At 69.4% G+C, this 20680-nt stretch carries 19 protein-coding genes; 12 read left to right on the top strand and 7 right to left on the bottom strand.

Features of this window, described 5'->3' with window-relative positions; all coding sequences use genetic code 11:
• Window positions 1-8 precede the first annotated feature (8 nt).
• The 5 genes from ABZ803_RS27325 to ABZ803_RS27305 all read left to right on the top strand — a co-directional run bounded on the left by ABZ803_RS27325 (window position 9) and on the right by ABZ803_RS27305 (window position 4612).
• On the top strand, window positions 9-1247 hold the full coding sequence (locus ABZ803_RS27325) for a MurT ligase domain-containing protein (RefSeq protein ID WP_357043535.1): 1239 nt from the start codon (window positions 9-11) through the stop codon (window positions 1245-1247).
• On the top strand, window positions 1244-1948 hold the full coding sequence (locus ABZ803_RS27320) for a glutamine amidotransferase (protein WP_062972307.1): 705 nt from the start codon (window positions 1244-1246) through the stop codon (window positions 1946-1948). The genes ABZ803_RS27325 and ABZ803_RS27320 overlap by 4 nt, the downstream gene beginning before the upstream one ends.
• A 117-nt stretch (window positions 1949-2065) precedes the next feature.
• Window positions 2066-2410, top strand: a complete 345-nt coding sequence (locus ABZ803_RS27315; protein ID WP_357043533.1) for a hypothetical protein — start codon at window positions 2066-2068, stop codon at window positions 2408-2410.
• On the top strand, window positions 2407-2850 hold the full coding sequence (locus ABZ803_RS27310; RefSeq protein WP_357043531.1) for a MerR family transcriptional regulator: 444 nt from the start codon (window positions 2407-2409) through the stop codon (window positions 2848-2850). The genes ABZ803_RS27315 and ABZ803_RS27310 overlap by 4 nt, the downstream gene beginning before the upstream one ends.
• 841 nt (window positions 2851-3691) lie before the next feature.
• Entirely contained in the window at window positions 3692-4612 is a 921-nt protein-coding gene (locus tag ABZ803_RS27305; RefSeq protein ID WP_357043529.1) for a hypothetical protein, read from the top strand.
• Between the two features lie 47 nt (window positions 4613-4659).
• On the opposite strand, the gene ABZ803_RS27300 is transcribed toward ABZ803_RS27305, so the two are convergent.
• Together ABZ803_RS27300 and ABZ803_RS27295 are read right to left on the bottom strand one after the other, a co-directional pair.
• Window positions 4660-5583, bottom strand: a complete 924-nt coding sequence (locus ABZ803_RS27300; RefSeq protein ID WP_357043527.1) for a transglutaminase family protein — start codon at window positions 5581-5583, stop codon at window positions 4660-4662.
• Complete coding sequence (locus ABZ803_RS27295) at window positions 5580-8495, bottom strand: circularly permuted type 2 ATP-grasp protein (protein WP_357043786.1); 2916 nt, start codon at window positions 8493-8495, stop codon at window positions 5580-5582. Before ABZ803_RS27295 ends, ABZ803_RS27300 begins: the two co-directional genes overlap by 4 nt.
• Window positions 8496-8741: 246 nt before the next feature.
• On the opposite strand from ABZ803_RS27295, the gene ABZ803_RS27290 reads away from it, so the two are divergent.
• Entirely contained in the window at window positions 8742-8948 is a 207-nt protein-coding gene (locus ABZ803_RS27290; RefSeq protein ID WP_357043525.1) for a hypothetical protein, read from the top strand.
• A 21-nt stretch (window positions 8949-8969) separates the two neighbouring features.
• Window positions 8970-9614, top strand: coding sequence for a hypothetical protein (locus ABZ803_RS27285; protein ID WP_357043523.1), 645 nt, complete (start codon window positions 8970-8972; stop codon window positions 9612-9614).
• A gap of 6 nt (window positions 9615-9620) precedes the next feature.
• Here the strand turns inward: ABZ803_RS27285 and ABZ803_RS27280 are convergent, their stop codons facing one another.
• From ABZ803_RS27280 to ABZ803_RS27270, 3 genes are all read right to left on the bottom strand, one after another.
• Window positions 9621-10238, bottom strand: a complete 618-nt coding sequence (locus tag ABZ803_RS27280; protein WP_357043521.1) for a LysE family translocator — start codon at window positions 10236-10238, stop codon at window positions 9621-9623.
• Window positions 10239-10301: 63 nt separating this feature from the next.
• A complete protein-coding gene (gene recR, locus ABZ803_RS27275) occupies window positions 10302-10910 on the bottom strand; it encodes a recombination mediator RecR (RefSeq protein ID WP_357043519.1) in 609 nt (202 codons plus the stop codon).
• Between the two features lie 13 nt (window positions 10911-10923).
• Entirely contained in the window at window positions 10924-11256 is a 333-nt protein-coding gene (locus ABZ803_RS27270; RefSeq protein WP_062972321.1) for a YbaB/EbfC family nucleoid-associated protein, read from the bottom strand.
• Window positions 11257-11447: 191 nt separating this feature from the next.
• On the opposite strand from ABZ803_RS27270, the gene ABZ803_RS27265 reads away from it, so the two are divergent.
• The 3 genes from ABZ803_RS27265 to ABZ803_RS27255 are packed head-to-tail and all read left to right on the top strand — an operon-like array spanning window position 11448 to window position 13322.
• A complete protein-coding gene (locus ABZ803_RS27265) occupies window positions 11448-12098 on the top strand; it encodes a hypothetical protein (RefSeq protein WP_357043517.1) in 651 nt (216 codons plus the stop codon).
• 50 nt (window positions 12099-12148) lie between these two features.
• Window positions 12149-12961, top strand: a complete 813-nt coding sequence (locus ABZ803_RS27260; protein ID WP_357043515.1) for a MerR family transcriptional regulator — start codon at window positions 12149-12151, stop codon at window positions 12959-12961.
• Window positions 12962-12974: 13 nt separating this feature from the next.
• Entirely contained in the window at window positions 12975-13322 is a 348-nt protein-coding gene (locus ABZ803_RS27255; protein WP_357043513.1) for a VOC family protein, read from the top strand.
• Window positions 13323-13375: 53 nt separating this feature from the next.
• Here the strand turns inward: ABZ803_RS27255 and ABZ803_RS27250 are convergent, their stop codons facing one another.
• On the bottom strand, window positions 13376-13810 hold the full coding sequence (locus ABZ803_RS27250; protein ID WP_040864411.1) for an SRPBCC family protein: 435 nt from the start codon (window positions 13808-13810) through the stop codon (window positions 13376-13378).
• Between the two features lie 199 nt (window positions 13811-14009).
• On the opposite strand from ABZ803_RS27250, the gene ABZ803_RS27245 reads away from it, so the two are divergent.
• Window positions 14010-15452 carry an FAD-binding oxidoreductase gene (locus ABZ803_RS27245; RefSeq protein ID WP_357043784.1) on the top strand — a complete coding sequence of 481 codons (1443 nt, stop codon included), beginning with the start codon at window positions 14010-14012 and terminating at the stop codon, window positions 15450-15452.
• The gene (locus ABZ803_RS27240) at window positions 15449-16765 is read left to right on the top strand and encodes a class I SAM-dependent methyltransferase (protein WP_040864410.1); all 1317 of its coding nucleotides are present in this window, start codon (window positions 15449-15451) and stop codon (window positions 16763-16765) included. The genes ABZ803_RS27245 and ABZ803_RS27240 overlap by 4 nt, the downstream gene beginning before the upstream one ends.
• A 10-nt stretch (window positions 16766-16775) precedes the next feature.
• Here the strand turns inward: ABZ803_RS27240 and ABZ803_RS27235 are convergent, their stop codons facing one another.
• On the bottom strand, window positions 16776-20357 hold the full coding sequence (locus ABZ803_RS27235) for a protein kinase (protein WP_357043510.1): 3582 nt from the start codon (window positions 20355-20357) through the stop codon (window positions 16776-16778).
• Window positions 20358-20680: the final 323 nt, after the last annotated feature.

The following is a 20680-nucleotide window of genomic DNA, read 5'->3' as shown; positions in this document are numbered from 1 at the left end:
CTCGCGACGTGGCAGAGATATCGGTGCGCGGACGGCTCGCGCTGGCGGCGGCGGGAGCGGCGTCCTGGGCCTCGCAGAAGGCGGGTCGCGGCAAGGGCTCGATGATCGGCGGCCTGATCGCGTTGAAGATCGATCCGACCGTCATGGACCAGTTGGGGCGGCAGCGGCGCACCGTGCTGGTGACCGGCACGAACGGCAAGTCCACCACCACGCGGATGACCACCGCCGCGCTCAGCACCCTCGGCGCGGTCGCGACCCAGGCCGACGGCGCGAACATGGACGCGGGCATCGTCGCCGCGCTCAACGCCCACCGGCGCGCGCCGCTGGCCGCGATCGAGGTGGACGAACTGCACCTGCCGCACGTCACCGATGCGCTGAACCCCTCGGCGGTGGTGCTGCTCAATCTCAGCCGCGACCAGCTCGACCGGGTCGGCGAGATCAACATGATCGAGCGCAAGCTGCGCGCCGGGCTGGCCCGGCACCCCGCCACCGTCGTGGTCGCCAACTGCGACGACGTCCTGGTCACCTCCATCGCCTACGACCACCCCAACGTGGTGTGGGTGTCGGCGGGCAGCGGCTGGGCGATGGACGCGACCAGCTGCCCGCGCAGCGGTGAGCCGATCGTCTGGGAGGGCACGCACTGGCGCAGTACCGGTGCGGATTTCCAACGCCCCGAACCGGATTGGTGGCTCGACGGGGAAGACCTGGTCGGGCCGGAGGACGCGCGGTTCCCGCTGCGGCTCGCGCTGCCGGGCCGGGCCAATCGCGGCAACGCGGCCCAGGCGGTGGCCGCCGCCGTCGCACTCGGCGCAGACGCGGAGCAGGCCGTCGCGGCCGCGGGCACGGTCCGCGAGATCGCGGGCCGCTACCGCACCGTGCAGGTCGGTGAGCACGACGCGCGTCTGCTGCTGGCGAAGAATCCGGCAGGCTGGCAGGAGGCGCTGTCGATGATCGAGCCGACCTCCGCGGGCCTGGTGATCGCGGTGAACGGCCAGGTGCCCGACGGCGAGGACCTGTCCTGGCTGTGGGACGTACGGTTCGAGCACTTCGAAGGCGTGCAGGTGGTGGCCGCGGGCGAGCGCGCCACCGACCTGGCGGTGCGGCTGACCTACGCGGGCGTGGAGCACACCTTGGTGCCCGATCCGGTGCGCGCCATCGCGTCGTGCCCCGCGGGCCACGTCGAAGTGCTGGCGAACTACACCGCGTTCCGCGATCTCAACCGTGACCTCGAGGAGCAGGCATCGTGAGTACTTTTCGCATCGGCCTGGTGCTGCCGGACGTGATGGGCACCTACGGCGACGGAGGCAACGCCCTCGTGCTGCGCCAGCGACTGCGCATGCGCGGCTACGACGCCGAGATCGTGGAGATCACGCTGTCCGACCCGGTGCCGGATTCCCTGGACATCTACACCTTGGGCGGCGCGGAGGATTCCGCCCAGCGGCTGGCTACCCGGCACCTGCAACGCTATCCCGGCTTGCAGCGCGCCGCCGCGAAAGGCGCCCCGGTGCTGGCCATCTGCGCGGCCATCCAGGTGCTCGGCCAGTGGTACGAGACCTCGGTGGGCGAGCGGGTGGACGGCGTCGGCCTGATCGACGTCACCACCTCGCCGCAGGCCGAACGCGCGATCGGCGAGGTGACCACCGCGCCGCTGCTCGACGGGCTCACCGCCGCGCTCACCGGCTTCGAAAACCACCGTGGCGGTACGAAACTCGGCGGTGAAGCGCACGGCCTCGCGCGCGTCACCCGTGGCGTCGGCAACGGCGTCGGCGACGGGCTGGAGGGCGTCGTCCAGGGATCGGTGATCGGCACCTACATGCACGGCCCCGCGCTGGCCCGCAACCCCGAACTCGCCGACCTGCTGCTGACGCGCGCCCTCGGCGTCACCGAGCTGGCTCCCCTCGACCTCCCCGAGGTCGATCAGCTCCGGCGGGAGCGCCTGCGCGCCTGAGTTCGGCGAGTGTCTCGCCCCGTCCGGCTCCGTGCGCACGTCGACGCGTGGTAGGCGGGCCCATTGCGCCCGGCCGGGGTTGCATCCTGTACCCGGGTACAGGCTTACCGTGGCCACATGATGGTTTCGCCTTCCTCTGGGGATTGGGTGCCGGAGTCATGCACCTTGCCCACCGTCGAGCAGCCTGTCCGGGTCGCGGAGTTCGATCGGTTCTTCGCCGACTCGGTGCGGGGCGCGCGCCGGCCCGCGCGCACGCGGCTGGATCTGCTGCTGGACGCCGACGCCGAACCGGTCGGCCGTGATCTCGCCGCCCGGGAATCGGGTTGCTGCTCGTTCTTCGCCTTCAGCTTCGGCACCGCCGATGCCGGACCGGTGATGCACATCGAGGTTCCCGACACCGAGGTCGAGTTCCTCGATGCGCTCGCGACGCGGGTAGAAGCTTCGATCGGCGGCGGGACGTGACCGGCCTGCGCACCAGCGAGCTGGCCGCGGCGGCGGGAGTGAACGCCCAGACGTTGCGGTATTACGAGCGGCGCGGGCTGCTCGCCGAACCACGGCGATCCCTGGGTGGGCATCGACTGTATCCGGAGCGGTCGGTCACGGTGTTGCGGGTGATCAAAGCGGCCCAGCGGCTCGGGTTCACCCTCGACGAGGTCGCCGAACTGCTGGCCGCCACCCGTTTCGGCCGCCGCCGCGCCGACGCCGGGTTGCAGGCTCGCGCCACGGCCAAGCTGGCCGAGATCGACGCGAAACTCGCCGAGCTGACCGCGGTGCGCGACACCCTGCGCGCCGCACTCGCTGCCGGATGCGACGACCTGCTCGCCTGCAGCGAGAGCCCCTGCTGCCCAGTGCCTTTCGACACCCTGAACAGCGACGCTGCGGGTTATGGGAGGCGACTGTGACCACTGAGAACCCCAGCACACGGCGCTGGTGGGCGCCCATCGGACTTGGCGCGCTCCTGTGCCTGGGGTGCTGCCTGGCCCCCGTTCTGATCGCCGCCGTAGTTTTCGGCGGAGGCATCACACTGGTGAGTTCGTCCCGGCCGGCACAGCTCGGCCTCGCCCTCAGCGCCGCCGGGGTGATCGGACTGTCGTGGTCTCGGACCCGCACCCGGCGCACCGAAACCTCGACCGGCTGTACGGCTTCGGGATGCGACTGCCCACGGCACCCTGAACCCGATTCGTAAGCTCTGCGGCCGTCACCCTTTCGGTTCCGCTGTCCGCCCTGGCCGCCGTCGCACCGAGATCGGCTGCGCCCGCTGGTGGTTGTGGCGCAGGGTGGCCCGGAATGGGCGTCCGCTCCGGGTGTTCAGAACCCCGCCGACACAACGAGTTCGTGGGACAATCGCTTGATTCTCCAGATGCAAGGGGGACTGATGCGTTCGGCGCCACTGCTCGTCGCGTTGGGTTTGTGCCTGGTCGCCTGCGGCACACCCGAGCCCGCTCCCAGCCCGACAACCACGACTGTGCCGACGTCATCAGCGGCGGCGCCATCGATATCGACTACCGAACCCGCGCCGATGTCGGCGGACCAGCCGACGGTAACGGTGATCCGGTCTCAGCCGGCCCGAAACACCGACTCGGCGAACGTGCCCCAGACCTCGTTATCACTCACAGCCGTCCCGTTGACCGAAAGCTTGCCGACGACAGCCGATATCGGGGCGACCACGCCCGACGAAGGGGCTCGGCTCACCACGCCCCCGACCTCCCCCTTCACCAGTCCCCCTGCCACTACGCCGTCGCGATGAGCAGCGCGCGCACCGATGAGACGTCACCGTCTCGGCGCGCGATGGCTTTCGCGGTGGCGACATCGGAAGCGACCCTGACCCTGGCGGTGCTCTACTACGTCGGGTCGGTGTACACCCGCTCCTGGTACGGGCATTTCGGAATCGACGCTCGTCTGCTGGACTTCAGCGTGTCCGACTACGTCATCAAGAGCCTCGACGGCGCCTTCTTCCCGGTCGTGCTGGCGTTGTTGATCGCTGCCGCGGTGTTCGCACTGCGGCAGGTTCCGCTCGTAACGGTCAGGCGCACTCGACGGCCGCGGCGGGCGCTGCGGCTGTGGGTGCGGGCAGTCACTGTCGTCGGGGTGCTGCTGTGCACCGGGGTCGCGGCAGGGCTTGTGCTGCGTAAGCAATTGCCCAGCTGGATGAGTCTGGGCCTGCCGCTGATGCTCATCACCGGCGTCGCATTGATCTGGTACGCCCAGGAACTGTCGACCACCTACCACCGGTTGCTCTACCGACGACCCGGCGACTCCCCACCCCGTCGGTCGGTACCCCTGCTGGTCACGTTATTGGGTTTGGCCTTCCTCGCCGGATTCTGGGCTATCGGGTACTACGCCAGCGTGCAAGGCAGCCGTAGCGCGACCGAGGAGGAGAACCGTGGTCTCGGGCATCAGCCCGCGGTCGTGGTATTCAGTGTCGACCGACTCGCCATCGCAGGCGGAAAGTCCAGAATCGACGCGATCACGCTGCCTGACACCAGATATCGCTATCAGTACAGCGGACTCCTGCTGCTCGCCCGCGCCGACGACCGCTATTTCCTGATCCCCGCCGACTGGGACAAAGAACGCGGTGACCGGGTCTTCGTCATCACCACCTCCGACAACATCCGCATCGACCTCGCACCGCGACGCGCCCCGAAACAACCCGATCATCCGTAGCCGCGCACTCCGCGCGTGTCCGACGAATCGCCGACCGAATGTCGAACTCACGAGGGCGGTCTGATTCCGATCTCGGTGACGTCGACGGAAACGGTGATCGTGCTGTCCTTGGCGTCGGTGTAGATGATGCCGCGCAGCGGAGGGACGTCCGCGTAGTCCCGGCCCCAGGCGGCGGTGATGTAGCGCTCGTCGCCGAACTGGTCGTTGGTGGGGTCGAGGTCGAGCCAGTGGCCGACGCGGTCGGGTCCGTGCGCGGCGGGCGTCCACACGGCCGCCCAGGCGTGCGTGGCGTCGGCGCCGACCATCCGCTCCTTGCCCGGCGGCGGATCGGTGGCCAGGTAGCCGGACACGTAACGGGCGGCGAGGCCGTGCGACCGCAGGCAGGCGACGGCGAGGCGGGCGAAGTCCTGACAGACGCCCGCGCGCGCGGCGAACACGTCGGCCACCCGGGTGGACACGGTCGTGGCGCCGGAACGGTAGGCGAAGTCGTCGTGGATACGCGTGTTCAGCTCGGCCACCGCGTCCAGCAGCGGCCTGCCCGGCGGGAAGGATTCGGCCGTGTACGCCGTGACCTCCGCGGTGATCTCCGGCGGGTGCAGGTCGAGGGCGAACTCCACGGCGAACGGTCCGTTCGCACCGGTCGGCCGCGCTTTCTCCCACGGTTCGGCGGCCGGGCCGCCATCCCGAAGGGGGGCGTCGACTTCGACCAGCGATTCACCGACGACGGTCAGCGCACGATGTTCGGTGGTGACGTGGAAGTAGGAGGTGATGTTGCCGTACACGTCCGCGCCCACCGACCGGTCCGAGGGAGCCGGGTCGATCCGGATGTCGTGGGACAGCAGTCGCTGACCGGGTAGATCACGCGGCGTGAGGTACGCGCGACCGTACGAATTGGTGACCTCCCCGGAGTACGAGTACTTGGTGCGATGCTCCACTTGATAGCGGCGCACCGCACCGCCCGGGCCGGTCATTCGACGACCTGCGCGCTACCCCACAGCGGCTGGATGCCGACCGGCAGCGACAGCGTCGTGGTCTCGAAGGATTCGGACACCTTGCGCAGCCGCAAGTGCACTCCCTCCAGCAACTCCGCCAGTTCGGTGCGCCGGTCGTCGGAGTCGGTGACCTCCAAGTCGTCGGGGTCGAGGCGGCGCAGCATGCGGCGTGCGTCCGCGAGCAGCCGCTGCGGACGCGAGGACGCCGAAGCGCCGGGCAACGCGTGGAAATCGGCGTGCAGCCGTTCCAGCTGGTAGGCCAGTGATCGCGGGTTGGCGGTGTCGAACAGCAGGAGTTCGGCGACGTTCGACAGGCGCACCGAATCCTGATGCCGCCTGCGGTAACTCACCGAGGACTCGGTGGCTCGCAACACCCAGTCGGTCACTTCTCGCTCGGTCTGCTCCGGGTACCGCTTGGTCAGCGCGGCCGAGAGCAACGCGGTCATGGCGAGGCCGCGCTCGATGCGCTTGCCGATGTCCCTGACGTGCCATCCGGTGTCGCGGATCAGCGACTCCCCGTCGATCCCGGACAGTGCGAGCAGCCCGGCCAGGGTGCGCGAATGCACGTCCGACAACTCCGCCTCCAGGTCGTCCACCCCGGCCGGATAACCGGCCAGCGCGCGGTCGACCGCACCGAGGATCATCCACGTGTCCACCGACAACTGGTCGCGCACGGCGCGCGCGGCGTTGCCGTACCGGTCGATCGCGAAGGCCAGCGATCCGGGCAGCTCCCGGTCGATCGTCAGCGCGACGAGGTAGTCGTGACCGGCACGGGACGCGCCGGGCACCGGCGGCGCGCTGTCCTCCGCCGCGCTCGTCGTCTCGTCGCTGTCCGATCGCCCGGCGACGGCCTCCACACCGGCCGCGACCGGAGGCGCATCCGCACCGGCAACGGCTTCCTCGCGGGGGGCTCCTCCCGCACCGGGCGGTGCCGGAACGGGTCTCGGCTGCCCTTCGGCATACGCGGTCGAGCCGGGCTCGGCGTGCGCCCGCTCGTCGCCGTATCGCGCGACTCCCCCGTCGACGACGCCGCCCGGCGCGAGCGTGCCGCGATCGGCCGAACTCTGCTGCGGCGCGAGGGCTCGCACCTCGGGGCCGAACAGTCCCTCGGTCGGAGCCGCGGTGGCGGTGACCCGGCCGAGGGCGGCCAGCAGGATCGGCAGCGCCTCGGCGCCTTCCAGCCAGGGGCGATAACGGAACTCCTGGTAGCGCTCGTGCGTGGCGATCAGCAGACGGGCGGCGTCCTCCGCGCGCTCGCCGTAGCGGCCGATCCAGAACAGGTCGTTGAGCACGCGCGGTGAGCTGATCGCCGCCACGGTAGGGGCGGTGCGCCGTTCGCGCTCGCGGGGCGGCTCGGTGCTGATCGCGGCGGCGGCCGTCGGGGCGGCCCGTACCCAGATGTCCTTGGCGGCGATCTTGCGCGCGGCACGATCGGGCGTGCGCTGACGCAGCTGGCCGAGACCACCGGACATCACGGTGTAGCCGCCCCGGTGGGCGAGCGAGAACAACCGCATGCCGACGGGAGCCGCGCCGAGGCCGTCGTGATCGCGGATGGCGGGCGTGACGGAGAACTGCGCCGGTTCCTGGCCCACCCACTGCCACCCGTACGCATCGATCCTGGCCCTCAGCTGCGCGCGCTGATCCCGGCTCAGCTCGGGACCGAACAGCGTGGCCCCGTCGACCGCGGAGCGGAGGATCAGCTTGTCCAGCTGCGCGATCAAGTGCTTGCGTTCCCGCTCGTGCCCACCCCAGTACGACGGCGCGCTCTCCAGCAGCAGGTCCTCGCTCAGCAGGGCGCGGGACAGGGCGGGCAGGAAACCGGCCAGCGCGGGATTCTCCAGCAGCCCGCTGCCGAGCGTGTTCACCACCGTCACCGCGCCGCGCCGCAGTACCTCGACCAGTCCCACCACGCCCAGCCGGGAATCCGGCCGCAGATCGAGCGGATCGGAGAATTCGGCGTCCACCCGGCGCAACACGACGTCCACCCGCTTCAGCGTGCCCAGCGACCGCATCCACAGCGCGCCGTCGCGCACCACCAGATCGGCGCTCTCCACCAGCGGAAAACCGAGCGTGGAAGCGAGATACGCCTGATCGAACGCGGTCTCGGAGTGCACGCCGGGGCTGAGCACCACGACCACCGGCTCGTCGTCGTCGGTCGGCGCCGATTCGATCAGCATCAATCGCATCGCCCTGGCGAACGGCGTCAGCGGACGCGGATTGGCGTGCTCGAACGATTCCGGGACAGCGGTCGAGACCACCCTGCGGTCCGCCAGCGCGTATCCGGCGCCCGCAGGCGCCTGCGTCCAGTCGGCGAGCGCCCGGAACCGCCCGTCGCTCCAACGGCTGATATCGCAGGCGTGCAGGAAGAGCTGGTGCCGCCCCGGCACGGTGATGCCGTGCGCGGCCCGCACGTAGCCGCGGTTGCCGAACACGGCCTCCGGCGCGAGCAGTCCCGAGCCGAGCGTCCTGCGCGGCCCGTAGATATCGGTGAGCACCTCGTCGAAAACACGGGAGCGCTGCTCCAGCCCGGCCTCCAGCCGGGTCCAATCGTCGGCGGCGACCAGCAGGGGAATCGGATCGAGGCGCCACGGCGCCGGGGTTTCGGCCGCCGCGCCGACCTCAAGGTAGGTGATGCCGTCGTCATCGATCAGCCTGCGCACCCGGCTGTCCAGCCTGCCGAGGCCGTCCCCGCCGAGTTCGGCGAAGTCGGCCGACAGCTCCGACCACATCCGGCGCACGTTGCCGTCCGCGTCGACCAGTTCGTCGTAGTAACCCGCGACGGGCGCGCCGCATTCGTCGTAGGCGGCGGTTTCGGCGCCCTCCGAGCGGTAGCGCGTGAACTGCTCGCGCACCGTGGCGCCGGTCGCGGTCTCCAGCCGCTCATCGCGCAACGTCACCGCGCCGACCTCGCTTCCGCGCCATCCGTGCCAACGGTCGTCGAACGCTCCGGGCGGTCCGCGCCCGGCGGGCCATGTGACTATTTTCGCATGTCGCGGCCCCGGAACCGGGCGAACCTGCAGCCCGCGCGGCGTGGCAGCACCCGCGCCGGACACGGCGACACACGGGCCGGGGTCCCACCGCGACCGCCGAGCCGGTGGTATCACCGAACCACGACAACGATCTCGTCAGGAGGTCATATGCGTAAACCAGGTTGTTCATCTTGCGAATCCGCGTTCGACCACTGCCACGGAACCCTGATCGTGCACGCGAGCCGGATCGCGGAATGTACCGACGAGCAGTGCCTCGAGCTCAGCCATGACCGGCACGCCTTCGTCCTCGATTGCCGAGACCTCGCGGGCGGCTGCCGGTGCACCGACGACGACACGGTCCGCCGCCGCGCCTGACCGGTTCCGTACCCTGGCCCGGTGAGCTATGACCACGTGTTGCTACCGTCCGGTGTCGCGTCGTCGATCGCGGAGGTCGACGCCTACCTGAGCACCCAGCAGGGCGCCCCCGAGTCGGGGACGGTAGCGCGGATCGCGGCCGAACTGAACAGACGCAACGCGGAACTGCCCGAGGAGGACGGTTTTCTCAGCACCGCGCCGGTCGGCGGCGCGGCCACCGGCGCGGTGCTGCACGTCGCGTGTCCCTACGACGCGATCGGTTTCGTCCGCCACCTGCTGTTCGAACTGGCCACACCGCTGAACTACGCCGTCTACGACCCCCAGCTGGCCTGGCTGATCGATCCCGCCGGGCACGTCAGCGCCCTGGTCACGCACGGTGGCGCGGGCGAATTCCCGTACCTGACCGAAGCGCTTGTCCAGCAGTGGATCCCGGAGCTGAGCCCGCCCAACCCGTACCTCGTGGTCGAGCGCGCCGACCAGTTCTACATCCAGACCTACCGCGACAACTCCGGCGCGTACACCGTGGAATATCGGGACGGCGATCCCGACAGGCACTTCGGCACCACCGTCGCCGACCCGGCCACCGTGGCCGCCCTCATCTGGGGCTGGGCCAACGACGACCGCAGCCGTTTCCCCGGCCTACCCTGGTCGCGCGTCGATCTGTAGCACCTGTCACTGGTTCTGGATGGCCAGCCGGCCCGCCAGCGCGAGGAACGAGGCGCCGAAAACCCGCCGCGTCCAGGTGACGACGGCGGGCCGGGAGACGACCTGGTCGCGGACGGCGGCCGCGCAGGCGCCGTAGACCGCGAACACCACGAAGGTCGCCAGCATGAAGATGCCGCTCAGCTCGAGCATGCGCGCGACCGCGTCCGGCGCGCCGCTGGGCACGAACTGCGGGAGGAACGCGAAGAAGAAGATGGTCAGCTTGGGGTTGAGCAGGTTCAGCAGCACCGCCGAGGTGATCACCTTCCGCACCGAGGGAGCGGTGTGCCCGGTCCGTTCCGGCACGGCGAGCGCGCCCTTGTCCCGGAAGGTGCTCCAGGCCATGTACACCAGATAGGCGACGCCGAGGTACTTCAGCGTCTGGAAGGCGACCGCGCCGGCGTTCAGCAGCGCGGCCAGACCCGTGATCGCCGCGATCAGGTGCGGGACGGTGCCGAGCGTGCAGCCGAAAGCCGCTATCACCGCGGCCCGCACGCCCCGGGCCAGCCCGGCCGCGAGCGTGAACAGCACACCGGTTCCGGGGGTGGCGACGATGACGAGCGTCGTCAGCAAGAATTCGATGCTCATCTCCGACACGGTAACCCACGCGGGGCGGCGCGCAATCCCGCACGGGAGAAGCGTTTGCGCCTGCTACAGCGCGCGCCGCCCGGACAGCGCGCGGCCGAGGGTCAGCTCGTCGGCGAATTCGAGGTCGCCGCCCATCGGCAGGCCCGAGGCCAGCCTGGTCACGCTCAGGCCGGGGAAGTCGCGCAGCATCCGGACCAGATAGGTGGCCGTGGCCTCGCCCTCGGTGTTCGGATCGGTCGCGATGATCACCTCGCTGACGTCGACGCCGTCCTCCTGGTTTCCGATGCGCGCCAGCAACTCCCGGATGCGCAGCTGGTCGGGGCCGATGCCGCTGAGCGGATCGAGCGCGCCGCCGAGCACGTGGTAGCGACCGCGGAACTCCCGGGTGCGCTCGATCGCCTGCACGTCCTTGGGTTCCTCGACCACGCAGATCATCGTCCGGTCCCGGCGCGGGTCGGCGCAGATACGGCACAGCTCGCCGTCGGAGACCGTCCCGCACGTCACGCAGAACTGCACACCGTCGCGCACCTTCTGCAGCGCGACCTGCAACCGATCGATCTCCGGCGGCTCCACCCCGAGCAGGTGAAAGGCGATGCGCTGGGCGCTCTTCGGACCGACGCCGGGCAGCTTGCCCAATTCGTCGATCAGATCCTGGACCGGACCCTCGTACAACTGCTACCCCGGCTCAGAAACCGGGCAGCGAACCGCCGCCGAGGCCGCCGGACAGCGGTCCGAGCCGTTCCGCGGCGACGCGCTGCGCGTTGGCCATCGCGTCGTTGACCGCGCCGATGACCAGGTCCTGCAAGGTCTCGACGTCGTCGGGATCCACGGCCTTCGGGTCGATGGTCAGCGACACCACCTCGCCGCTGGCTTTGATGGTGACCCGGACCAGGCCGCCGCCCGCCTCGCCTTCCACCTCGGTCGCCGCGATCTCTTCCTGGGCTTCCATCACCGCCTGCTGCATCTGCTGCGCCTGGGCGAGCAACTGTTGCATATCGAACTGGCCACCTGGCTGCACGGGAGGGTCCTCTCTGGAGAAGGTGTCACCGGCCAGCCTAGTCCTGCCGCACCGTGTCCCCGGCGCGGCCCGACGGGTCCGATGTCGCGGCGCATGGCGGGTAACAGGTTGGGTAGTTCCGGTGGAGACCGACCGAGCGCGCCTTACCATCGACACCGAGTCGGGGTCGGTGTGCAAATCTGGAGACAAAGATGATCGCAGTTCGTGCACGTTTCCTGAGCACCCTGGTGCTCACGCTTGGTGTTCCCAGCATCTTTCTCGGCGCTACGGCGCCAATGGCGTCCGCGGACACGGAGATCGTCGATGCGACCGAGGTGATCGATGCGACCGAGGGGATCGACGCCCAGGAGGTCATCGATGCCGAAACCACCCCGGCGGTCGCGGACTACGGTGACGGTTGCGTCCTCTATCCGGACGACAAGGCCGCGACACTCGATTCGCTGCGCTTGCGGTGCTCGGCGCAGCAGCAGGACGCCATCTTCCGCGCCGCGCCGCTGGGCGAGGTTCCCTCCGGCGTGAAGTCGGGCTGGGTCACTCGTCCACCGGTCATGCAAGCCGTCGCGCCCCCGCTGTGGATCGGCAAGACGTTCTACACCGGCCCGGACGGCGGCTACCTGATGAACCGCCTCACCGGTGCGGGCATCGAGGGCTGGCGCGCCGACGTCTACGCGGCGCCCGCACTGACCGACGGGCAGCCCGCCTGGGCACTGAACTACGCGCCCTCCCCGACGCCGCCGGTCTACGACGAGATCCGGGAGGTCACCCCGGGTGTGTGGTTCGGCTATTCGTGGTGGCGCGGCGCGTTCCAGACCACCCTGCTGCTGACCTTCGCGCTCGCCTGAACACCGTGTGTCGTTGACCCTCCCGTCACTGGAGGGTGTTGGCTGATGCCATGACGGCAACCGTCCCCATCGGGGAGTTCTCCAGGCTGAGCAATCTCAGCGTGAAGACGTTGCGCTACTACCACGAGATCGGCCTACTGGCCCCGGTCGACGTGGACGCCGGGTCGGGCTATCGACGGTACGCGACGGCGCAGGTCACGCAGGCACAGTTGATCCGGCGGCTGCGCGAGCTGGACATGCCGGTCCCGGAGATCCGCGCCGTCCTCGCCGCGCCGGACGACGACGTCCGTGACGCGACGCTGCGCGCGCATCTGGAGCGCATGGAGGCGGAGCTGATCCGTACCCGTGCGGTCGTGGCGTCGTTGCGCTCGCTGCTGACGCCCGCACCCCCGATCACCGTGGAGTATCGCGTGGTTCCGGCGTTCCCGGCCGCGGCGATCGGCGCGACGGTGGCGCGCGAACACATCGACCAGTGGTGCGCGTCGACGTTCCCGGCGTTGTACGAGGCGCTGGCCGCCGCGGATATCGCACCCGCGGGGGTCGGCGGCGCCACCTACGGCACCGATTTCTTCGAACAGGACGAGGGCGCGGTCGTCGCGTTCGTCCCGGTCGCCGGGGCCGATATCGTCTTGCCCCCTGGTCTTTCGGCGATCGAGTTACCCGCGCGCCGATTCGCCGTCACCGTGCACGAGGGCCCGTTCGAGGATTTCGACCGAACCTACGGCGCGCTGGGCAGTCATGTCGCCGAACACGATGTCGCGTTGCCCGAACCGATCCGCGAGTTGTACCTGGTCGGACCGGACGCGTCCGACGATCCCGCCACCTACCGAACCGAAGTGTGCTGGCCCATCGCCCAACCGTGAAAAGGAGACATCCATGACGCTCTCTATCGCCCACGTCACCATCGACTGCGAGAACGCGGGCGCGCTCGCCGAATTCTGGTCGCGATTGCTGGAGACGCCCGTCGATCCCGGCCCCACCCCGGAGTTCGCCACCGTCGGCCGGACCACGGGTGCCGCGACCGCGCTGATGTTCCTCCGGGTGCCCGACAAGAACCCCGGAAAGAACGTGATCCACCTCGACCTGCTCGCCTCCGACCGGGACGAAGTCGGACGCGCGATCGAACTCGGCGCGAAGCACGTCGGCGACTTCGACGAGTGGGGCATGAAGTGGACGACGCTGGCCGATCCCGAGGGGAACCTCTTCGACATCGCGGCCGAGTAGGCCGCTCGACATCGCGACGACGGCCCGCACGGACCGTCGTCGCGTCCGTCCGATCAGGCCAGTTCGCGCTGCAGGTTCCCGAGCACCTCGGCCTGGATCTTCTTCAGGCCCAGCGGCGCGAAGATGCCCTCGAAGATGCCCGCGATGCCGCCCGCCCCCTTCCAGGTGGTGCGCAGCGTGACCCGCGCCCCCGTACCCTCCGGCGTGACGGTCCAGGTGTTCACCAGCGTCGAATTCGAGTCGCGCTCGGTGACAATGGAATCGGATACCGAGACGACCGCGTGCACATTGCGCGAGCGCTTCTCGGTGGCCTGCAACGTCCACTCCGCGACGGTGCCCGCGCCCTTGCCGCCTTCGACCACCTTGTAGTCGCGGTAGTGCGACGAGAGAATTCGCGGACGCACCGTGTCGTAGTCGGCGATGGCCTCCAGCGCGCGCTGCGGATCCGCCTGCACGTCGATCGAACTACTGGCGCTGACCTGTCCCACAATGAGCTCCTTGTCCGGGTGCGGTGTCTCGACCGATCTCCATCCTGCACTGTCGGCGCGGGAGGAAAGCGCCGAGGGTGCCGCGAACTACTCCAGACAATTCGGTATTCCATTTCGCAACATATGCGTGACATTTCTCCGCCACCATGCCCGCGCGGTGGCCCCGCCGTTTGGTCCGTACTAGCGTCGAGGGGTGGCAGTGAGTCTGTTGGGGAAGGCCGGACACGCACCGGCCGCACGCGAATCAGGATTTGCCGCGCATCGAGCGGGCGTGGACCGTCTTTTGGCGAGCTACCGCGCGATACCCGAGCACGCCAACGTCCGGTTGGCGAAGAAAACGTCGAACCTATTCCGCGCCAGGGCGAAGAACCCCGCCCCCGGTCTCGACGTCTCCGGACTGACCCGGGTCATCGCCGTCGACCCGGTCGCCAAGACCGCCGATGTCGCGGGCATGACCACCTACGAGGAGCTGGTCGCCGCCACCCTCCCGTACGGGCTCGCGCCGCTGGTCGTTCCCCAGCTCAAGACGATCACGCTGGGCGGCGCGGTCACCGGCCTCGGCATCGAGTCCACGTCCTTCCGCAGCGGCCTGCCGCACGAGTCGGTGCTGGAGATGGACGTGCTCACCGGCGCGGGCGAGATCCTCACCGCCACGCCGGACAACGAGCACGCCGATCTGTTCCGTGGGTTTCCGAACTCCTACGGCACGCTGGGCTACACGGTGCGGTTGAAGATCGAGCTGGAAGAGGTGCGACCGTACGTCGCGCTGCGACACGTGCGTTTCCGGGACCTGCGCGAACTGGAGGCGGCCCTCGCGACGATCGTGGCGGACCGCGCCTTCGAGGGTGAGCCCGTCGACTATCTCGACGGCGTCGTCTTCTCCGCCGAGGAGAGCTACCTGACGCTGGGCCGCCGCACCGACGAACCGGGCCCGGTCAGCGACTACACCGGTATGGACATCTTCTACCGGTCCATCCAGCACGAGGGCGACACACCCAAGCGCGACCGCCTGACCATCCACGACTACCTGTGGCGCTGGGACACCGACTGGTTCTGGTGCTCGCGCGCCTTCGGCGCACAGCACCCGAGGATCCGCCGGATCTGGCCGAAACGCTACCGGCGCAGCAGCTTCTACTGGAAGCTCGTGGCGCTGGACCACAAGTACGCCATCGCGGACAAGCTGGAGGCCCGCAAGGGCAATCCCCCGCGCGAGCGGGTCGTGCAGGACATCGAGGTGCCGGTGGACCGCACCGCCGCCTTCGTGGAATGGTTTCTGCGCGAAATCCCGATCGAGCCGATCTGGCTGTGCCCACTGCGTTTGCGCGAGAGCGGCGACCCGGATGGGCCGGGCGGACGTACCTGGCCGCTGTACCCCCTGGAGCCGGACCGGACGTACGTGAATGTCGGGTTCTGGTCGGCCGTGCCCACCACCCCCGGGCAGCGAGAGGGCGCGGCCAACCGCGCGATCGAGCGCACGGTGACCGAGTTCGACGGTCATAAGTCGCTGTACTCGGATTCCTTCTACGACAAGGATGAGTTCGCGGCGCTCTACGGCGGAAACACCTATACCGAACTGAAGAAACGCTACGACCCGGACCAGCGCCTGCTGGATTTGTATTCGAAGGCGGTGCAACGCAGATGACGACATTCAAGGACCGTTCCGATGTCTTCGCCGATCTCGGGACCAAACTCAGCATTGCCGAGATCTTCGAGACCCTCGTCGAGGGTGAAGTCCCGATCCGTTTGACGGCCTACGACGGCAGCTCGACCGGACCGCGGGATTCGGAGTTCGCGCTGGACATCCGTACCCCGCGCGGCATCAACTATCTGGCCACGGCCCCCGGCGACCTGGGCATGGCCCGCGCCTACATTTCCGGCGACATGACCGCGACCGGCGTGCACCCGGGTGATCCGTACGAGATCCTGAAGGCGCTGGACGGGTTGAAGTTCCGCCGTCCGTCCGCGCTGGCCCTGGTGACCATCGCGCGCTCGCTGGGCTGGGAGCGGCTCAAGCCGGTCGCCCCGCCGCCGCAGGAGACCCTGCCGCGCTGGCGCCGGATCGCCTTCGAGGGCCTGCGCCACTCCAAGACCCGCGACGCCGAGGCGATCCACCACCATTACGACGTCTCGAACGCCTTCTACGAGTACGTGCTCGGCCCGTCGATGACCTACACCTGCGCGGTCTACGGCGACGAGAACTGGACGCTCGAACAGGCACAGGAGAACAAGTACCGCTTGGTGTTCGAGAAGCTCCGGTTGAAGGAGGGCGACCGGCTGCTCGACATCGGCTGCGGCTGGGGCGGCATGGTGCGCTACGCCGCCAAGCGCGGCGTGAAGGTGATCGGCGCGACGCTCTCGGCCGAGCAGGCGGACTGGGCGCAGAAGAAGATCGCCGAGGAAGGCCTGGCCGACCTGGCGGAGGTGCGCCATTCCGACTACCGCGATGTGCCGGAGGGCGAGTTCGACGCGGTGTCCTCGATCGGCCTCACCGAGCACATCGGTGTGCACAACTACCCGTTCTACTTCGACTTCATCAAGAGCAAGCTGCGCGACGGCGGCCTGTTCCTGAATCACTGCATCACCCGCCCGGACAACACCCGCACCACCAAGGCGGGTGATTTCATCGACCGCTACGTGTTCCCGGACGGCGAGCTGATCGGCTCCGGGCGGATCATCTCCGAGATCCAGAACATCGGGCTCGAGGTGCTGCACGAGGAGAACCTGCGCGAACACTACGCCCTGACCCTGCACGAATGGTGCAAGAACCTGGTCGCCAACTGGGACGCCTGCGTGGCCGAGGTCGGCGAGGGCACCGCGAAGGTGTGGGGTCTGTACATGGCGGGTTGCCGGCTGGGCTTCCAGCGCAACGTGGTTCAGCTGCACCAGGTGCTGGGGGTCAAGCTCCCCGCCGACGGCGACTGGACCGTGCCGCTGCGCCCGTGGTGGCAGCCGTAGTCCGGTTCGTTCAGTAGGCCTGACTGCCCGCCTCGTTCAGGAGTTCATCCAGGAACGGGGCGGGCAGTTCGATGTCACCGACCTGGGCCGAGGCGGGCAGGTCGGCGCGCAGCACGCGCAGGATGCCGACCACGCCGGGGCCCGCGTCCAGCAGCGGCCTGGTCCATCCGAGTCCCGCGCAGGTGGTGACCGCGGGCAGCAGCAGGTTGGTGGCCTCGCCGACCCAGCCCGCGGTGGCCAGACATTCGGCCAGCAGCAGCGCGGCGTCCAATTGGGCGCGCGGACGGTGCTTTTGCAGAGTGTGGTCGTAGAGCGCGCGGGCGCGGCGAACGGCGCGGTCGTCGGAGCCGGGCCGGTGTTCGGCGAGCAGCGCGCGAATCGCGGCGAGTTCCTCCGCCTCGGCGGTGAGCAGGGCGGCGCCGGTCAGCCGATGCCCCATCTGTAGCGGCGTCGACTCGCTGAGATCGGTGTAGCGGCGCTCCCCGGCCTCCAGCGGCAGCCCGAGGCGCAGCCGTTCGGCGCGGATGTGCGCGGCCAGGCGCGCCAAGCGGTTGTCGGCGGCGATGCGCGCGCCCTCGTCCAGCCGCGTGGCCGCGGTGAACAGATCCCCGCCGACCGCCTTGACCCGCGCGCCGACGACGAAGGTGGAGATCAGGAAGTCCACCGGCCCCACCCGGGTGACCAGCTCGTGGCTTTCGTCCAGCAGCCGGTCGGCGGTCTCCAGATCACCTCGGCGATAACTCGTTTCGCCGAGCAGAGCGGCGGCCACGCGCACCGCGTGCGAGCGCGGTCCGGAGCGCTCACGCGCGGACTCCCAGGCCTGCTGGAAACAGCGGGTGGCGGTGGCGACGTCGAGTTGCTCGTAGGCGGCCGCGCCCTGGCCGCAGCGGCCGAATACCAGGCCCAGCGGGTCCTTCGAGTCCTTGTGGTAGTCCTCGGCCCATTCCTGGATCTTCCTGGCGCCCTCGAAGTCGAATCCGCACAGGCGCACGAACGTGGTGAGGTTCGCCGCGGTCGACACCGTCCACGCCGGTAAATCGTCCGGCTCCCGCAAGCAGTCCGCGACCCGATCCAGCACGCCCTCGGTGTGGTCGCGCGCGATCTGGTCCGAAGCGGCGAGCACTGCCGCCTGGCAGCGCTGCACGCGCACATCCGCGTCACCGGTGGAGCCGCGGGCCAGGATGTTGGACAGCCTGCCCAGCGCGTTGCGCGCCGCGCCGGACTGCTGCAGGTTGACGTTCGCCCTGGCCACCGCCATCAGCAACTTCGAGCGCGAGGCCACCTGCTGCATCGGCAGTTTCGACACGCTGCCCAGCAGGGTGGCGAGCCGGGATCCGTCGATCAGGTCCATCCCGCCGCCCTCGAGCAGGTCCAGCGCCATCTTCAGATCGGTCGCGGCCAATGCGTGGTCGACCGACTTGCGCAGCAGCTGGTGTTCGGCGTACCAGCGCGAAGCCTTGCGGTGCAGTGACTTCGACTTGCCGGGGTGAACGCGATCGAGCCGGGTCCGTAGATGCTCGGCGAACAGCGGTTGCATCCGGAACCACTCCGGGTCGTGCTCGATGCGCCGCAGGAACAGCTCCCGTTGCTCGGCCTGCTCGAGCAGCTGTTCGGCGTCCGGTTCACCGGACAGCGCCGCGGCGAGCGAGCCGCAGATCCGCTCGGTCACCGCGATCGACATCAGGAACTCGAGCATCTTGGGTTCCAAGGTGTCCAGCACGTTCTCGGCGAGGTATTCGCGGATGCCGTGGTTGCCCTCCGACAGCGTGGCGATCAGCTGAGCGGGGTCGGCGTTGCCGCGCAGGGACAGTCCGACCAGCTGGATGGCCGCGGGCCAGCCGTCGGTGGCGGTGTGGATCTCGGTCACCTGCTCGGGGGTCAGGTCGAATCCGTTGCGCTCGACGAGAATCTGCCTGGTCTCCGCCTCGGTCAGGCGCAACGCGGCCGAGCCGATCTCGACCAGTTCGTCGTGTACCCGCATCCGGCTCGTCGGCAGGCCGGATTGCTCTCGGCTGGTCACGACGAAACGCAGGTGGTGGCACCCGTTGTCCAGCAGGGCTTCCATCGCCCGGTGCGCGCCCGCGTCGGTGATCCGCTGCCAGTCCTCGACGATCACCACGACGGTCTTGCCCGCGGCGTGGATCTCGTCGATGAGCGTGGGAATCACGAACGCGGCGGCGTCGGCGGGCCGTTCCTCCAGCACCTGGTCCAGACCGGCGCCGACGTCCGGATGCACCCGGCGGATCGCCTGGATCAGGTGGGCGAGCAGCCAGATCTCGTTGTCGTCGTCGCGGTCGATACCGATCCAGGCGACGGCGGCAGAGCCTTCGGTGAGTTCGGCGCGCCACTGCGCGGCCAGTGTGCTCTTGCCGAACCCCGCGGGCGCGTGGATCACCGCGAGTCTGCGCCGTCCGCCCCCGCGCAGGGTGTCCAGCAGACGCGGCCGCGGTATCGGGTCTCGCGTGGGCGTGGGGGGACGGAATTTGGTCACGGCCGTCGGCGGTGCCGTCGTCGAGGTCGCCGAATGCTGCGAGACGGCGGGCCGCAGCGTCAACGGCCAGCTACGCCGCGCGGTGACCGCGGGGCGGGAACCGGTCCACGCCACGGTCGGTATGCCCACCGCGGTCGGAATCGTCGGTTCGGGTTCCGGCGTGGTGTCCAGCAGCGCCATCTCGTCGGGCAGCTGGCCATGGCCGCGCTGCACCTCGCGCAGCATCTCGCCGAACTCGTAAGCGCTGGCCGGGCGATCTCGCGGACTCGGAGCCATCGCGTGTTCGATGACGGTGGCCACATCCGGCGGAATGTCCTGTTCGCGCAGGTCCGGCACCGGCTGGGTGGTGATTCGCAAGAACTGCGCCACCACCCGCTCCCCCGCCTGGCGCTCGAAGGCCGCGTGCCCGGTGAGCAAGGCGAACAGCGTCGAGCCGAGGCCGTAGACGTCGGAACGAATGGTCGGCTCGTCGCCTTTGAGGACCTCCGGCGCGGTGAACGCGGGCGAGCCGGTGATCATGCTGCTGGACGTGCGGAACCCGCCCGGGATGCGGGCGATGCCGAAATCCGTCAGCTGCGGTTCGCCATAGCCGCTGAGCAGGACGTTGGCCGGTTTCACGTCACGGTGCAGGATCCGGGCGCGGTGTGCGCTCTCGATGGCGCCCGCCAGCTTGACCCCGGCTCGCAGCGAGTCCGCCCAGGTCAGCGGGCCCTGATCGCGGATGAGCTGCTCCAGTGACCCGTGGGTGCAGTACGGCATGACGATGAGCGGCATGCCGGTCGCCGTCACGTCTACCTGGAGGATGTCGACGATATTCGGGTGGCCGGACAGCCTGCCCATGGCTTGTTCCTCACGCAGGAACCGCTCCCGGCTCTCCTGGTCGATCTCCGAGGAGAGCACTTTCACCGCGACCACCCGATCCAGCGCGGTCTGCACGCAGCGATACACCACGCCGAATCCGCCCCGGCCGATCTCCACCGCACCGGACAGGCCCATCGCCTCCAACTCGTCGGCGATGTCGATGGGCGCCTCCCGCCGCGTGTCCGTTTCGGCCGCAGTCGATTCGGGGCGCACCCCGCCCGAACGCGTCTGTGGATTCATGTGATCACCTCGAACTCACATCGAATCGGCGACATCGGCGACCAAACTCCGCGCCGACCCCGGACGCCGTGTCCGATATGTCTGCGCATACTCCAACGTAGCGCGGCCCGGTATCAGGCGGGTGACGTTTCCGAACAGGACGACCCGTGCCGCCGATCCGTGCGTTCCGCGCAGCTCAGCGCTCCGGCCGGGGCTCGATGTCCGCCGCGAAATGGGCTCTCGCGCTCACCTTTGCAGGTGCCGCCTCGGCTCGTGACCGCCGCCACGTCTGGTCCACCCGGACGAATACCCGAGCAGGAGCCGGCCAACCGGGTCCACGGGCT

This window comes from Nocardia sp. NPDC047648 (assembly GCF_040642815.1).
GTDB lineage: Bacteria > Actinomycetota > Actinomycetes > Mycobacteriales > Mycobacteriaceae > Nocardia > Nocardia gamkensis.
This window is presented reverse-complemented; position numbering and strand designations above follow the sequence as displayed.